The sequence below is a fragment of the Lentibacillus sediminis genome (assembly GCF_002763455.1).
Taxonomy (GTDB): Bacteria; Bacillota; Bacilli; order Bacillales; family Amphibacillaceae; genus Lentibacillus_D; species Lentibacillus_D sediminis_A.
The window spans coordinates 113,358-128,872 of record NZ_NIXK01000002.1 but is presented as its reverse complement, the minus strand read 5'-3'; the positions used below and the strand labels follow the sequence as shown (position 1 = coordinate 128,872).

General features: G+C 46.1%; 14 protein-coding genes. 2 read left to right on the top strand and 12 right to left on the bottom strand.

What is annotated here, in order from left to right; translation table 11 throughout:
• Positions 1-2: 2 nt before the first annotated feature.
• Both mce and CEG13_RS04715 read right to left on the bottom strand, forming a co-directional pair.
• Complete coding sequence (mce, locus tag CEG13_RS04720) at positions 3-824, bottom strand: methylmalonyl-CoA epimerase (protein ID WP_100010722.1); 822 nt, start codon at positions 822-824, stop codon at positions 3-5.
• Positions 825-836: 12 nt separating this feature from the next.
• Positions 837-2,471 (bottom strand): acyl-CoA mutase large subunit family protein, encoded by a 1,635-nt coding sequence (locus CEG13_RS04715; RefSeq protein ID WP_100010721.1) that lies wholly within the window; start codon positions 2,469-2,471, stop codon positions 837-839.
• A 127-nt stretch (positions 2,472-2,598) separates the two neighbouring features.
• Here CEG13_RS04715 and prli42 point away from each other — a divergent pair, with 127 nt between their 5' ends.
• The gene (gene prli42 / locus CEG13_RS18700; protein WP_158234648.1) at positions 2,599-2,715 is read left to right on the top strand and encodes a stressosome-associated protein Prli42; all 117 of its coding nucleotides are present in this window, start codon (positions 2,599-2,601) and stop codon (positions 2,713-2,715) included.
• Positions 2,716-2,827: 112 nt separating this feature from the next.
• Here prli42 and CEG13_RS04710 read toward each other — a convergent pair whose 3' ends face one another.
• The 10 genes from CEG13_RS04710 to CEG13_RS04665 all read right to left on the bottom strand — a co-directional run bounded on the left by CEG13_RS04710 (position 2,828) and on the right by CEG13_RS04665 (position 14,611).
• Entirely contained in the window at positions 2,828-3,799 is a 972-nt protein-coding gene (locus CEG13_RS04710; protein ID WP_239984586.1) for an aromatic acid exporter family protein, read from the bottom strand.
• Positions 3,800-3,944: 145 nt separating this feature from the next.
• On the bottom strand, positions 3,945-4,376 hold the full coding sequence (locus CEG13_RS04705) for a BrxA/BrxB family bacilliredoxin (protein ID WP_100010720.1): 432 nt from the start codon (positions 4,374-4,376) through the stop codon (positions 3,945-3,947).
• 107 nt (positions 4,377-4,483) lie between these two features.
• The gene (locus CEG13_RS04700; RefSeq protein ID WP_100010719.1) at positions 4,484-5,755 is read right to left on the bottom strand and encodes a dihydrolipoamide acetyltransferase family protein; all 1,272 of its coding nucleotides are present in this window, start codon (positions 5,753-5,755) and stop codon (positions 4,484-4,486) included.
• 19 nt (positions 5,756-5,774) lie between these two features.
• The gene (locus CEG13_RS04695; RefSeq protein WP_100010718.1) at positions 5,775-6,758 is read right to left on the bottom strand and encodes an alpha-ketoacid dehydrogenase subunit beta; all 984 of its coding nucleotides are present in this window, start codon (positions 6,756-6,758) and stop codon (positions 5,775-5,777) included.
• A gap of 15 nt (positions 6,759-6,773) precedes the next feature.
• Positions 6,774-7,709, bottom strand: a complete 936-nt coding sequence (locus tag CEG13_RS04690) for a thiamine pyrophosphate-dependent dehydrogenase E1 component subunit alpha (RefSeq protein WP_100011184.1) — start codon at positions 7,707-7,709, stop codon at positions 6,774-6,776.
• 138 nt (positions 7,710-7,847) lie between these two features.
• On the bottom strand, positions 7,848-9,275 hold the full coding sequence (lpdA, locus tag CEG13_RS04685; RefSeq protein WP_100010717.1) for a dihydrolipoyl dehydrogenase: 1,428 nt from the start codon (positions 9,273-9,275) through the stop codon (positions 7,848-7,850).
• A 21-nt stretch (positions 9,276-9,296) separates the two neighbouring features.
• Positions 9,297-10,379: a butyrate kinase gene (gene buk / locus CEG13_RS04680; RefSeq protein WP_100010716.1), complete on the bottom strand. Its 1,083-nt coding sequence runs from the start codon at positions 10,377-10,379 to the stop codon at positions 9,297-9,299.
• A 24-nt stretch (positions 10,380-10,403) separates the two neighbouring features.
• Entirely contained in the window at positions 10,404-11,498 is a 1,095-nt protein-coding gene (locus tag CEG13_RS04675) for a Leu/Phe/Val dehydrogenase (RefSeq protein ID WP_100010715.1), read from the bottom strand.
• A 12-nt stretch (positions 11,499-11,510) separates the two neighbouring features.
• On the bottom strand, positions 11,511-12,419 hold the full coding sequence (gene yqiS / locus CEG13_RS04670; RefSeq protein ID WP_100010714.1) for a phosphate butyryltransferase: 909 nt from the start codon (positions 12,417-12,419) through the stop codon (positions 11,511-11,513).
• Between the two features lie 143 nt (positions 12,420-12,562).
• Positions 12,563-14,611, bottom strand: coding sequence for a sigma 54-interacting transcriptional regulator (locus CEG13_RS04665; protein ID WP_100010713.1), 2,049 nt, complete (start codon positions 14,609-14,611; stop codon positions 12,563-12,565).
• A 579-nt stretch (positions 14,612-15,190) separates the two neighbouring features.
• Here CEG13_RS04665 and CEG13_RS04660 point away from each other — a divergent pair.
• Positions 15,191-15,445, top strand: coding sequence for a DUF2627 domain-containing protein (locus CEG13_RS04660; RefSeq protein ID WP_100010712.1), 255 nt, complete (start codon positions 15,191-15,193; stop codon positions 15,443-15,445).
• The last annotated feature ends 70 nt before the right edge of the window (positions 15,446-15,515 follow it).

The window sequence follows — 15,515 nt, the reverse complement described above, 5'->3', positions numbered from 1 at the left end:
TATTATTCTTCACTTCCTCCGTACTGGGATAGCTCTATTAATACACCATTCGCTGCCTTTGGATGGATAAAGGCAATCTGGCTGTCATGGGCACCCTGTTTAGGCTCAGAGTTAATCAACTCAAAACCTGCTGTGTGCAGTTTCTTCAAGCGGGTTTTCAGATGGTCCACCTCAAGGGCAATATGGTGGATCCCCTCTCCTTTTTTGTCCAGAAATCGCTGAAGCGGGGAAGCAGCATCCAGCGGTTCCAATAACTCTAATCGTGACTCGCCGATTTTCAAAAAAGCTACTTTCACCCCTTCTGATTCTACTTCTTCCACCCCTTCTAATTCAAGGCTCAGTGCATCTGTGTAGAAGGGAAGTGCTGCTTCAATATGGTGAACAGCAATCCCGATATGAGCAATTTTTTTCGGTGGTTCGGCTGGTTCCTGCTGCCCCCCAACAAGCTCGCTTATATAGTCGGCTAATGCTTCCGTTGAGGAACCGCTGGTGAAAATTTTATTTACCCCTTGCTCCAGCAGGTATGGGATGTCTTCACTCGGGATAACCCCGCCTCCGACAACCGGGATATCTTCGGCGTTTCGTTTCTTTAATTCCTCGATTACCTTGGGGAATAATGTTTTATGAGCCCCTGACAGTGACGATAATCCGATAACATCCACATCTTCCTGAATGGCGGCCTGAGCAATCTGTACCGGAGACTGGCGGAGACCGGTGTAGATCACTTCCATCCCATGATCTCTCAAGACTTGAGATATGACCAGTGCCCCCCGGTCATGACCGTCGAGTCCCGGTTTTGCTACTAACACACGAATTTTTGCCATCTTGCTTTCCCCCTATACTCCCATATACTCGCCAAATTCATCCCTCATGACGTTGCAGATTTCCCCGACTGTTGCATATGTTTTTACTGCTTTTAAAATATATGGAATCAGATTTTCCTTTTCTGTTTTTGCAGCCATTCTCAAGTCTCCAAGCGCTTCTTCGACAGCCTTGCTATCCCGCTCACTCCGCAGGGATTTTAACGATTGCACCTGCGCCTCTTCGAAAGCTTCATCAACTTTCAGCAGTTCAGGATTGATTTCTTCTTCCAGCTTGAACTGATTCAGACCGACGATAATTTCCTCCTGTTTCTCTATCTGCTTTTGGGTTTCATAGGCGTTCTGATGAATTTCCCGCTGCATATATCCTTCTTCCACTGCTTGAACCGCCCCGCCAATTTCTTTAATCAGCTCCAGGTAGCTGTTCACTTCTTTTTCCATACGGTCAGTCAGCTCTTCGACATAATAGGAACCGCCCATCGGATCAACCGTGTCAGCCACGCCGCTTTCATGTGCAAGGATCTGCTGGGTTCTAAGTGCGATTCGTGCAGAATCCTCTGTCGGCAGGGACAGCGCCTCATCACGGGAATTGGTATGCAGACTCTGGGTGCCGCCCATCACCGCCGCCAGCGCCTGCAGCGTTACCCGGACGATATTATTGTCGGGCTGTTGTGCGGTTAGTGTGGAGCCACCTGTCTGTGTATGAAAGCGCAATTTCCAGCTTTTGGGGTTCTCCGCCTGATAATGCTCTTTCATGATCTTTGCCCAGATCCTCCGTGCTGCCCGGAATTTTGCAATCTCTTCAAAAAAATTATTATGGGCATTGAAAAAGAATGCCAGCCTTGGTGCAAAAGTGTCCACATCCAGTCCGGAAGCAATTGCTGCATCCACATAGGCCATTCCGTTGGCGATGGTGAACGCAGCCTCCTGTACCGCATTAGACCCTGCTTCACGTATATGATAGCCGGAGATGCTGATCGTGTTAAATTTCGGCACCTTTTCCTGGCAGTAAGCAAATATATCCGTGATCAGCCGCATGGAAGGTTTCGGCGGATAAATATAAGTTCCCCTGGCAATATATTCTTTTAAAATGTCATTTTGAATCGTGCCGGTCAGTTTGTCGAGAGGGACGCCCTGTTTTTCTCCGACGGCTATGTACATAGAGAGCAGTACTGCTGCAGGCGCATTAATCGTCATCGATGTACTTACCTGATCAAGCGGAATCTGATCCAGCAGTGTTTCCATATCCTTCAGTGAATCAATCGCAACACCAACCTTCCCCGCTTCTCCTTCCGCCATCGGATCATCCGAGTCATAGCCGATTTGCGTTGGCAAGTCAAAGGCCACGGAAAGTCCTGTCTGCCCCTGTTCCAGTAAATAACGGAATCGTTTATTGGTTTCCTCCGCTGAGCCGAAGCCCGCGTATTGCCGCATCGTCCAGAACCTGGAACGGTACATGGTCGGCTGAATCCCGCGTGTATACGGATACTCTCCCGGAAACTCATGATCATTATCGGCTGAATACAACCGATCGACCTCGATATCTGAAGAAGTGGCAAAGGTTTCCTTTCTCTCGGGAAAGCGCTTTAATGTTGAAGCTACAGCGTCCTCCCATGCCTGTCTCTCTTCCTCTGTATTCTTATTTCCCATTTTACCTTAACCTCCGTTTCATCCTGAAGTTTATCGGTAATTCTATTGTTAATTATTTTTTATACTTGTCCAATTTCCCATTTAACGATAAAATACAACTAGCTAATCGTTTAAAGGAGGACTTACTTTGGCTGCAAAACCAAGAAAATCAAAACGCGCCCGCAGAACGAAAATCATTATCTATATTATGATCCTTGCTATGATTCTTTCCACATTTACGTATGCGTTTTCTATGTTTATATAATGGGGAGTAACTTTCACAAGCCCTCTCCTTTGTCTGAGCTTCTGCTAAGAATGAAGACTGGTCCCTGCTTTAGTCGGTTCCAGTCTTCGTTTTTTGTTAATGCGCGAATCTGCTAGCCCGACTTTTGTGTTTTTGTTTGTTCACGCTTGCTCTTTTTCACATCACTAGGCTTGTATTTCTTTTTAAGTATAAGATAATCTTCTATATCATGCAGCAGACGGAACAAGTTTGCTCTTGTTTCAAATTCTTCGCGCGTTGCCGGTAATTCATCAGAGTCAAATTCCTTGCGCAGTCCATTTAATTCTTCCAAAAAAACCTCCGCCCGATTTTGCGGTGTCACGGCCTCCGACAAGGCTTCAAAAAAGCGGGCAATGTTTTCTGACGTTTTGTCCGTGTTCGGCAGTTTTGTTACGAGCGGAAGCATCCGCTGCAGCAGTTCAAACTGCCTTGTCCGCATATGAAAATAATCTTTATAGGGATGCTTATTGCGAAAAAGGTGATTCTCCCTATCCCTCTCCACCAAATCGGTGGCTTCCTCGAGAATGCTCTCCGTATCGGTAATTTCCTTCCCATCCCATTTCTCTTCCTTGTTGCGAATATATAAGGCAATTTCATACAAAATGATGCGGAAGTTTTCTTCCAGTCTCTTCTGTTTTTCTTTTAAATTTTTATCCAGGCTGGGCATATATAAATTAAGCAAAAGTCCTGTTCCTATGCCGATAATGATGATTAGGAACTGATCCACAATGAAACTGGGTGAAATACCGGCAGCACTGTAAAGATTTAATATAATGACGGAACTGGTGGCAATTCCGGGTGTAATCTTTAAAAAAACCGTTACCGGAATAAAGACGGCAAGCATCAGTCCGATTACAACCGGGTGATAGCCAATCGTCTCAAAAAAAACAAACGAAAATAATATAGCCAGCACACAAGCCAAAAAACGGGACCAGGCACTTAAAAATGATTTCTTTCTTGATGGCTGGATGCACAAAATTGTTAAAATACCAGCTGATACAAAATTGCTGACACCAAGTAATTGAGCAATCGAAATGGCAACCGGCGTTCCTATTGCCGTCTTAATCGTTCAATAGCCAATTTTCACGTTAATATCTCCCTTATGCTTACATTTACTAAAAGGAGGCTGACCTAATCTTTATAGCGCCAGCCTCTGATAAAAGAAGGAAGACCTTCTCTTGGATTATGGGATCATAGATAGCAGAAGTGATTTAGACTTCTTTACAATTTTCGTCAAATACTTGCTGCAATTTGCCAATCACTTCTACGGCACTGGATCCTTCGATATCATGACGTTCCAGCATGGTAACCATTTCTCCGTCTTTTAATAGAGCAAAGGATGGAGAAGAAGGCGGATATCCTTCGAAATACTGTCTTGCTTTCTCTGTCGCTTCACGGTCTTGTCCGGCAAATACCGTCACCAGATGATCCGGACGTTTATCATAATGGATAGAGTTTGCAGCAGCAGGACGAGCTACTCCACCGGCACACCCACAAGTGGAATTGACCATAAACAATGTGGTTCCTTCCCGGTTGACTGCTGCATCCACTTCTTCAGGCGTCCGCAGTTCTTCGTATCCAGCTTCACGTATGTCTTTACGGGCTGCATCGACGACATCATTCATGAACAGATTGAAATCCATGTATTTTTCCATCCCCTTAAATGTAGTTAATAGCTTGAAAACTTATTCTAAGCATATCAACTTTGCTGCCTGATTTCAATTATCAGATTCTCCAGGGACCCTGTCTCCTAATAAACATTCGTGCTTGACTGATTCATGTTTTCCAAAATCGCTTTTACGCGCTGCAGGAATTGTCCGCAGACAAGTCCGTCCAGAATGCGGTGATCCAGGGACAGAGACAGGTTCACCATATCTCTTGCCGCAAACATGTCGTTTACAATGACCGGACGTTTAACAATCGATTCCACTTGCAGGATGGCAGCCTGCGGGTGGTTAATAACCCCCATGGAGTGGATCGATCCGAATGAGCCTGTATTATTTACTGTGAACGTTCCGCCTTGCATATCTTCAGCTGCTAATTTACCCGTGCGTGCTTTCATTGCCAGCTCATGGATAGATTTGGCAATTCCTTTAATACTTTTTTCGTCGGCATGCTTAATAACCGGCACAAACAGCTCCTGCTCTTTGGCAACCGCGATGGAAAGATTGATATCTTTGCGCTGAATGATTTTATCCTCGGCCCATGTGCTGTTCAGCTGCGGGAATTCTTTCAGGGCCTGCGCCACTGCTTTGACGAAAAAAGAGAAAAACGTCAGGCTGAATCCTTCTTTTTGTTTGAATTCATCTTTGATACTGTTCCGGTACCCAACAAGATCTGTTACATCGGCCTCGACCGTCATCCAGGCATGCGGAATCTCCTGGGTGGAGCGTACCATATTCTGAGCAATCGCCTTGCGGACGCCAGTAACCGGGATTTCTACATCTCCTGATTGTGCAGTCGGCGCTTGAGCAGTCTGCTGCTTCGGTTTTACCGGTTCTGCGGTTGCTGCTGAAGTACGGGCAGGTTCCGTTTCCGGTGCAGACGGTTTTTCTCCGGATGCGATGACTTTTTCGATATCTTTTCTGGTAATCCTGCCGGAGCGGCCCGATCCAGTTACTTGCTCCAGATCAATGTCATTTTCCTGAGCGAGGCGCAAGACGGCAGGAGAATAACGTTTTTTCATCGACTGATCGCCCGTGGACTCTTCTGCCTGTTCCCCTGCTTTTTCTGTTTCCGCTTCTGTTTCAGATGGGCTATCAGCCGATTCCTCTGTGCCATTCTCTGTTTCGATATAGCACATGAGCTGGCCGACTTCAATAGTTTCCCCTTCCTGGGCAACCAGTTCTTTGATTACGCCAGTAAAGGAGGATGGCACTTCTGCATTGACTTTATCGGTCATGACTTCAGCGATAGGATCATACTTGTTCACATGATCGCCGGCACTGACAAGCCATGTGCTGATTGTTCCTTCTGTCACACTTTCACCCAGCTGGGGCATATTAATTTTTTCCGAAGCCATTGGCAATCCCTCCTGTTCGTTAAAATTCTGCTAAATCACGCATCGCTTTTTCGACTTTATCGGGGTTGATCATGAAATATTTTTCCATTGGTGGTGAATATGGCATTGCCGGTACATCCGGACCTGCAAGACGCTGGATTGGCGCATCCAGATCAAACAGGCAGTTTTCCGCTATAATTGCCGCAACTTCACCGATAATACTTCCTTCTTTGTTGTCTTCCGTTACTAATAAAACCTTGCCTGTCTTTTTCGCCGCTTCGATAATCGCTTCCTTGTCCAATGGGTAAATGGTGCGCAGGTCGAGGATATGGGCGTCAATTCCTTCCTCGGCTAGCTTCTCCGCTGCCTGCAGGGCAAAATGAACGCTGAGCCCATAAGTGATCACTGTAATATCCGAACCTTCCCGCTTTACATCAGCCTTGCCAATCGGCAGGATGTAATCCTCATCCGGAACTTCTCCTTTAATCAGGCGGTATGCACGTTTATGTTCAAAGAATAGCACCGGGTCATTGTCACGGATCGAAGCTTTTAACAGTCCTTTCACATCATACGGAGTGGAAGGCATAACAATTTTCAGTCCCGGCTGGTTGGCAAACACCGATTCCACAGATTGCGAGTGATACAATGCTCCGTGAACACCGCCTCCATATGGAGCGCGAATCGTAATCGGCGCATTCCAGTCATTATTGGAACGGTAGCGTAATTTTGCCGCTTCTGAAATGATCTGGTTTACCGCAGGCATGATAAAATCGGCGAACTGCATTTCTGCTACCGGACGCATGCCGTACATGGCAGCACCTATACCGACACCAGCAATCGCCGACTCGGCAAGCGGGGTATCAAGCACACGTTCCTCCCCAAATTCTTCGTAGAGTCCATCCGTCGCGCGGAACACTCCGCCTTTTTTCCCTACGTCTTCTCCTAAAATAAATACTTTTTCATCACGCTGCATTTCTTCTTTTAAGGCAGCTGTTACTGCCTGTATATATGATTGCACCGGCATTTGTTTTCCCCCTCCCTACTCTTCGTATACATATCTCAGTGCATGCTCCGGCTCGGCATATGGGGCATTTTCCGCATAATCGGTTGCCTCGTTGACCAGATTGGCTGTATCATCCTCGATCGCCTTTTCGTTTTCTTCTGTTAAGATGCCGGCCTCTTTTAAATAGCTGGCAAAAGCAATAATTCCGTCTTTCTTCTTCGCTTCCTGAATTTCGTCTTTTTCCCGGTACCGGTCATCATCATCACTGGAATGGGCAGTAAAACGATACGTTACCGCCTCAATCAGTGTTGGGCCCTCCCCGCTCACTGCTCGCTCTCTGGCAGTCTGTACTGCTTCGAAAACTGCCAGCGGATCGTTTCCATCGACCGTAATTCCCGGCATCCCATAACTTGAAGCCCTCTCAGCAACGGTTTCGCTGGCCAGCTGTTTCTCAAGTGGTACGGAAATCGCGTATTTGTTGTTCTCCACCATGGTAATAACAGGCAAGTTATGCACACCGGCAAAATTTAAACCTTCATGAAAATCTCCCTGGTTGGATGACCCTTCTCCGAGGGTGGTAAATGATACAATCGGCTTTTTTTCCATTTTGGCTGCAAGCGCAACTCCCACAGCATGGGGCAGTTGAGTTGTAACCGGAGAAGATCCGCTTAAAATATTGTTTTTCTTTTGGCCAAAATGACCAGGCATCTGCCGGCCGCCGGAGTTGGGATCCTCCGCTTTGGCAAAGCTCGAAAGCATCAGTTCTTTTGCCGTCATACCAAAGGCAAGCACCACTCCCATGTCCCGGTAATACGGTGCAGTATAGTCGGTCTCTCTGTCCAGGGCAAATGATGCCCCCACCTGAGCTGCTTCCTGCCCCTGACAGGAAATTACAAATGGAATTTTCCCCGCACGATTGAGGAGCCACATTCTTTCATCCAGTTTTCTTGCCAGGAGCATTGTTTTATACATTTCGATGACTTGCTCTTCTGTCAAGCCTAATTTTTCATGACTCTTCTTGCTCACGTTTATTCCCTCCCTTGTTCTTATCCTGGATAATTGCAACGAAAGCTTGTCGTGATAATAGCTTGCTGACAAGCCAAGTTTTCTTTATCCATGTATCTGCTTTCCTTCAACCGCCAGTGCTGCTTCACCTATTACTTCAGAAAGAGTTGGATGCGGGTGGACCGTATGGGCGATTTCCCATGGTGTTGCATCAAGCACTTTGGCAAGACCTGCCTCGGATATCATATCGGTTACATGCGGACCAACCATATGGACACCCAGCAGATCCTCTGTTTTCTTATCCATAATTATTTTGACAAAGCCATCTGACTCTCCGTGCACCAGTGCTTTTCCGACAGCTTTAAACGGGAATTTTCCTGTTTTTATATCAAATCCTTTTTCCTTGGCCTGTTGTTCGGTTAACCCGACGCTGGCCGCTTCCGGACTGGAATAAATACAGGAAGATACGCTGTCATAATCCATTGGCAGCGGCTTTTTATCAGCCATATGTTCTACAGCAATGATTCCTTCATGGGAGGCAACATGTGCCAGTTGCATACCCCCGATGACATCACCGATGGCGTAAATATGCGATTCTTTCGTCTGATAATAAGAGTTTGTCTGAATAACCTCGTTATCCACTACGATATCAGTGTTTTCCAAGCCAATATTGGTCGTATTCGCTTCCCTGCCAACGGAAATCAGCATGCGGTCAGCCTGAAAAGTTTCTTCCTTATCCCCGATTTCTGCCTTCACTGTCACGCCATTCTCTTTTTGCAGTGTGTCCGGCAGCACTTTTGCCCCTTTAATGAAGGAAACGCCTTTTTCCTTCAGCTGTTTTTCTACTTCTTTGGCAATTGCTACGTCTTCTGTCGGCAGAATTCGTTCCAGGTATTCAATGACCGTGACCTCCACACCGAAATCTGCCAGCATTGATGCCCATTCGATGCCAATAACGCCACCGCCGACAATTACGATTTTCTCAGGAAGCTCCTCCATCGACAACGCATCATCCGAACTCATTACATATGTACTGTCAAACTCCAGGCCCGGCAATGATTTTGGCTTTGAACCGGTTGCTATCAGGACATTTTTTGGCACAAGCATCGTGTTTTCTTCGCCATTTGCATACTCAATCGAGATCGTGCCGGGAATTGGAGAAAAAATACTCGGACCAAGGATGCGGCCAAACCCTTCATACACATCAATTTTACCTTTTTTCATTAATCCCTGCACGCCTTGATGCAAGGATTGAATAATCCGCTGCTTTCTTTCCTGCACTTTAGGAAAGTTTAAGGTCGTATCTTTTGTATCAACGCCATAATCAGCCGCTTCTTTTGTCTGTCTGTAAACTTCTGCACTTCTGAGAAGCGCTTTGGAAGGGATGCATCCGCGATGAAGACAAGTTCCTCCCAGTTCTGCTTTTTCCACAACAGCAACCTGCATGCCAAGCTGGGAGGCACGAATGGCGGCAACATATCCGCCCGTGCCGCCGCCGAGCACAACAAGATCATAATCCTTTTCCTTTGCCATCTGTATACACTCCTTTAAGAATTAGGCGGGGTAGACTTTAGGTTCTTCCTGCTGCCGCAGTACCCTCAGCACTCCCTCGTTGAGTGCCTGCAGCTCATTTTCCCCGGGAAAAATAAGCGTATCAGCAATCCAGTTAATTCTACTTGTAATCATATCAACAAATTCTTTCCCGTAAGCAAGTCCGCCAGTCAGGACGATCGCATCCACGTTTCCTTCTAAAACGGTACTCATCGAGCCGATTTCCTTTGCGATCTGATATGCCATTGCCTCGTAAATTTGCTTAGCTTTTTCTTCCCCTGCAGCAATTCGTTCTTCTACGTCCAGCGCATCATTTGTTTGCAGATAGGCCATCAAACCGCCGCCGCCGACTATTTTCCGCATAATTTCATCCCGATAATAGCTGCCGGAGAAGCACATTGCGACCAAATCCCCCGCCGGTACCGTTCCAGCCCTCTCCGGTGAAAAAGGCCCGTCACCGTGCAGTCCATTATTAACATCGACAACCTTGCCACTCTTATGGGCGCCGATTGTAATGCCGCCGCCCATGTGGGTGACAACCAGATTTGCCTCTTCATATGGTTTTTTAAGCTCGTCCGCTGCTTTTCTGGCAACTGCTTTTTGGTTTAACGCATGAAAAATACTTTTGCGTGGTATTTCCGGAACACCGGAAAATCTTGCCACCTCATCCAGTTCATCCACCACTACCGGATCAACGATAAAAGCAGGAATATTGAGCCCACCGGCAATCTCATTGGCGAGAATGCCTCCCAGATTAGATGCATGTTCACCGTTAAAGCCAATTTTTAAGTCGTTAAGCATCGGCTCGTTTACTTCATATGTTCCGCCCTCGATTGGCTTAAGCAGACCGCCCCTTCCACAGACGGCGCTTAATTTGGATATATTGATTCCCTCGTAATCCAGGGTTTCCAGAATAACATTTTTCCGGTATTCATACTGATCAATAATGCGCCGGAATGGATCCAATTCCTCCGGTTTGTGCCGGATGGTTTGTTCAAATATACAAATTTCATTATCAAATACACCGATTTTTGTAGAAGTGGAGCCTGGATTGATAACGAGTACTCGTAATAATCGCTGCAAAATGCTTACCTCCGTTGCCTGTATTCCTTATCTTCTGCTTAGGATATGATGTTCATTTACTAGAAATTGATTTCGCGATTTTTTCAATGATGCGATCCGTTCTTCTGCCATCCGGTCAGCGGCTGCAGAGGTAGGAATGTTGTCTCTTCTGGCTATTTCAAACACTCGCTGGAGACTATTGTAAATCGTTTCAACTTTTTTCATCGCCCTGTCTTGATTATAACCGTTTAATTCGTCAGCAACATTAATCACCCCGCCGGAATTTATCACATAGTCCGGTGCATAAACGATGCCTTCCTCATGAAGAATTTCACCATGTTTCAGTGATTTCAGCTGATTGTTGGCAGAGCCGGCGATTACTTTCGCCTTTAATTTGGGAATCGTCTCATCATTAATCGTCGCGCCTAATGCACATGGAGCGTAAATGTCACATTCCACTTCATAAATTGCTTCCGGAGCTACTGCCTCTGCCCCAAAAGCCTCCACTGCACGGTCAATTGCATCCTGGTTAATATCAGTGACCACCAGTTTCGCCCCTTCTTCATGCAGGTATTGACACAAGGTGAATGCTACACTCCCAATCCCTTGAATAGCAACCGTTTTTCCTTCAAGTGAATCGGAGCCAAACGCTTCTTTCGCAGAAGCTTTCATTCCTTTGTAGACCCCGTATGCAGTGACAGGTGATGGATTTCCTGAAGATCCGGATTCCGGGGAAATGCCTGTTACAAAATCAGTCTCCATATGGATTAAGTCCATGTCAGCCACGGTTGTCCCTACATCCTCTGCAGTAATATAGCGGCCATTCAAACTTTGAATATATCTGCCGAATGCACGGAACATTTCCGGATTTTTATCTTTTTTCGGATCTCCGATAATCACGGTTTTCCCGCCGCCGAGATTTAACCCTGCAGCAGCATTTTTGTAGGTCATGCCTTTGGCCAGCCGTAAAGCATCTTCAATTGCCTTGGCCTCTGAGTCGTATGTCCACATTCTGGTTCCTCCGAGTGCAGGCCCCAGAGTGGTGTCGTGAATGGCAATAATCGCTTTTAAACCGGAGTTTTTATCCTGACAAAAAACAAGCTGTTCGTAATCATATTTTTCCATATAAGTAAAAATTTCCACGTTTAATTCCTCCTAAAAATTTCTCGATGCAACCAGCGCCAGTGATAATGAATTGAGTTTGCTTTCAGCTGAATCGGCGCGTGATGTTAAAATAATCGGTGCTTTTGCGCCGCTGATCATCGCGGCCACTTTGGCATTGGCAAAATACATAAACGATTTATAAAGGGCATTACCTGCTTCGATTGTCGGCACCACCAGAATATCAGCATTTCCGGCAACTTCGGATGTAAGTCCTTTTTGCCGGGCAGCCTCCAACGATACCGCATTATCAAAAGCGAACGGCCCATCGACAACAGCATCGCTGATTTGCCCTCGCCGGTTCATCTGGGCTAGTACAGCAGCATCTAATGTAGATTGCATTGCTGGATTAATAACTTCCACCGGGGCAAGAAGCGCAACTTTTGGGAGCTGCATACCGACTCGCCCGGCAACATGCACCGCATTATTGATAATCTCTGCTTTTTCCTCCAGCGGCGGGGAAATATTCATCGCTGCATCAGTTAGAAAAATGAGCCTGTCATGTGCCGGCACTTCAAACAGAGCCACATGTGACAATACTTTTCCTTTACGCAGTCCGCTTTCCTTGCTGAGCGCAGCTTTTAATAAATCTTTTGTGGCGATATTGCCTTTCATCAAAATTTGTGCTTCCTGATGATGGACAGCTGCAACTGCCTTTTGGGCAATAGCTGATTCCTCCGCGACATGTCTGATTTCCAGTTCGGGAACCGACAGGTCAAGTCCTGCTTCTTCGGCAATCGGCCGAAGCCGCTCCTCCTGCGCAATCAGGATAAACCGGCAAAGCTTTTCGCTGATTGCCTGTTTCACCGCAAGCAGCACTTCCATGTCTGCTGCATTCGCAACTGAAACCACTTTGCTGTTACCTTGTTTTGCCTGTTGCCTGATTTCTTGTAATGTCTTCATTGGGTCCCCTCTTCCTCGTCCGCCCCACTTATCTTACTGCAAAAATCATGCCAACTACAAACACATGAAAGCGCTTCATTTTACCGCGGATGGCTCTGCAGATGTTTGCATTTTTGCAATTAATTGCATGCTATTTTTGTCAATCAGTCAATCTGATATTTGTTCATTTTATAATACAGATTGCGGATGGAGATTTGTAAATCCTCTGCTGTTTTCGTTTTATTGTAATTATTTTGCTGATAAACCTCTCTAATTAACTCTTTTTCATACTGCTCCATTGCTGCCTGAAGAGGTAATATGCCGGCCCGTGGTGCAGCACTAATTTGTGAGCCTTGGGAGGACGTGCCAAGTTCCGGAATATGCTGCCGCTGGATAACCTCATCATTTATATGCATGTAAATCATTGCACGGCCAATAACATTTTCCAATTCCCTTATGTTCCCCGGCCATTTATAGCTTTTCAAATATTCCATCGCCCGTTCATTTACAGCATGAACTTTTCTGCCGTAATCTTCGTTGAGTTTCTGGATAATGTGCTCAGCCAGTTCCGGAAGATCAGATAATCGCTCCTCTAAAGAAGGAATAAAAATGGGCAGACGGTTTATCCGGTAATAAAGATCCTCCCGAAAAGACTGATGCATAATGGCTTTTTCCAAGTTAACATTGGTTGCAGCGATAATCCGCACATTCAGCGCAATCGGCTCTGTTCCTCCTACGCGGATAATTTCATTTTCCTGAAGCACACGCAGCAGCTTTGCCTGCATATTTAAAGAAAGCTCGCCGATTTCATCAAGAAAGATGCTTCCCATGTTTGCCTCTTCAAACAAGCCCTTTTTCCCGCCATGCTTCGCTCCCGAAAAAGCTCCCTCTTCATAGCCAAAGAGTTCGCTTTCCAGGATAGATTCTGCAATGGCGGCACAATTGACACGGATGAACTTATGATGTTTCCGATCGCTTTCATTATGTATGGCATGGGCAAACAGTTCTTTTCCTGTACCGGAAGCGCCTCGCAGTAAAACGGTGGCAGGAGTTTTTGCCCCCACTTTGGCTTGTTCGAGTGCCAGTTTCATTTCCGGAGACGTGCCGATAATATCGTCAAACGTATATTTTGCTTCGAGATTGCGGATGATCTGTCTCGCCCGCTTTAATTCATTGGTCAGGGATTGAATTTCTGAAACATCATGCAGGACACCGACACTGCCTTTTATTTTCCCATCAACAATCACCGGGGCCACATTTACCAGCACATCTTTTTTTCCTGGCCCCACCTTCATGCGAACCCGGCGGACAGGGCGCCTTGTCTCCAGCACCTTCATATGCATGCTTTCCCCCTCCGAGATGTCGACACTCGCCGGCTTGCCGATGATATCGGATTCCTGTAAACCAGTGATCCTGGTATAGGCCGGGTTAATGATCAGCCCGTTTCCATTCTCATCGGCTACACTGATGGCTTCATCAGAGGAATGAATAATCGCTTCCAGCATTGTTTTGATTTCTTTTAAATCGGTATTTTCCTCTGCCAGGTTGACGACTTCGGTAATATCCTTGAAAATGGCAAAAGCGCCAATCAGCTTATCCTCCGCATTAATTATGGGAATACGGGTGGTGATGATTTTTTTTCCGTTTTCCAGGAAGAGTTTCTGATTAACTTCTTTTCGCTCGCTGCGGAGAACCTCCGGAAGGCGTGAATTGGGAATTACTTCCATGATGCGACGACCTTCCAGCTGATCCTTCTTTGAGCCGATAATCCGCTGGGCACTTTGATTCACGAATTTAATCCGTTCTTCACGATTGATTACAATCATCCCGTCGCGGATATTGTTCAAAATGAGCTCCTGGTTATTCATCTGCAATTTGATTCTCCCCAGCAGCGCTTCTTTTTCATCAATCAGCTCGGAGATAATATAAGCAACCGCTCCCGGGATAACCACCGTATTCTGGCTTCGTTCCTTAATTAGTTCCTTTAAAACCTGCTCCTTGCCTGTAGCTTCAATGATAATATCGATATTTTTATCCAGCCAGCTTTTCCAGTCGCAGCCGGTTGGTATTTCATACTTCTTGGCCAGACTGATGCCGGGCGCATCCTTATTATGGTCAATCACAGCAGCAATTTCCATGCGTTTTGTCGTATGGAGGATTTCCAGAAGAGCGGATCCGCCTTTGCCAGCTCCAACAATCAGCACACGCTTCATCTCATCCCACCTTGCATTTTTTTGCATGGTTTCATCATACGCGACCATGCATAATTTGGCAAATGATTTTTCGAAGGTTTTTTCTAAGAATGATGTTTTATTCTATAAACACTACATATGTGCCCGTTGATTTTCGCTGCGGGCAGTCGCTTTCCACGGGCACGGCTTCAGCCTCCTCGGAAGAAGATCGCTTCCTGCGGGGTCTTCAGATTCGTGCTTTTCCCGCAGGAGTCAACTGCCCTTGCTCCAATCAACCATTAACAGCGTGCATAACTGTTGTTTGAATTTACAGATAAAATCGCAGGCGGAGGAAATACCTTGAGACTCCTGCGGGATGATAAGCATAGGTGAGTCCCCGCAGTGCGGCAGCACGAGGAGGCTCACCAGCGCTCAGCAGGTGCGAAAGGTATTTCCGCAGCGGTGGGTTAGACCTGTTTAATTGGTCTTATTTTTTGTCAATTACGAGGATTATAAAGCAACAAAACTTACGAAAAGAGCCTTTCAAAAACGCCTTCATTCCAGATGTCTCAGTTTTTTGTTATACTTAAGCTAGGAACACCAAGTTAGAGGGGAATCTAGATGATCAGAATTATTGCTGTATCGCTCCTGTTTATTCCTGGAGTGATAGCTGCACTTGGAATAAAGCTGATGCGGGACACCTTGTTTGATGAGTTTCATCCAATATTCCTGCACACAAGCCTGCAGTTTACGGCCGGGCTTTTCATGTGTGCAGGGGGGATTGCTTTCATCGTTGGGTTTATTGTCCACAGGGACAGGAAAAGACAGAACCTGGCTAAACAGAATAGCATGAACGAAAAAGATGGAGAGATTTAATGCACTCCGTCTTTTTTCGTAGCAAAATGCCTTAAAAACGCTTGTCAGCAAAAGAGGGGCCTTTTATAGT

Bases quoted from the DNA above. Each gene is read 5' to 3' on its own strand.
- mce (WP_100010722.1), bottom strand. From the start codon at position 824: ATGGCAAAAATTCGTGTGTTAGTAGCAAAACCGGGACTCGACGGTCAT.
- CEG13_RS04715 (WP_100010721.1), bottom strand. From the start codon at position 2,471: ATGGGAAATAAGAATACAGAGGAAGAGAGACAGGCATGGGAGGACGCT.
- CEG13_RS04705 (WP_100010720.1), bottom strand. From the start codon at position 4,376: ATGGATTTCAATCTGTTCATGAATGATGTCGTCGATGCAGCCCGTAAA.
- CEG13_RS04700 (WP_100010719.1), bottom strand. From the start codon at position 5,755: ATGGCTTCGGAAAAAATTAATATGCCCCAGCTGGGTGAAAGTGTGACA.
- CEG13_RS04695 (WP_100010718.1), bottom strand. From the start codon at position 6,758: ATGCCGGTGCAATCATATATACAGGCAGTAACAGCTGCCTTAAAAGAA.
- CEG13_RS04690 (WP_100011184.1), bottom strand. From the start codon at position 7,709: ATGTATAAAACAATGCTCCTGGCAAGAAAACTGGATGAAAGAATGTGG.
- lpdA (WP_100010717.1), bottom strand. From the start codon at position 9,275: ATGGCAAAGGAAAAGGATTATGATCTTGTTGTGCTCGGCGGCGGCACG.
- yqiS (WP_100010714.1), bottom strand. From the start codon at position 12,419: ATGAAGACATTACAAGAAATCAGGCAACAGGCAAAACAAGGTAACAGC.
- CEG13_RS04665 (WP_100010713.1), bottom strand. From the start codon at position 14,611: ATGAAGCGTGTGCTGATTGTTGGAGCTGGCAAAGGCGGATCCGCTCTT.
- CEG13_RS04660 (WP_100010712.1), top strand. From the start codon at position 15,191: ATGATCAGAATTATTGCTGTATCGCTCCTGTTTATTCCTGGAGTGATA.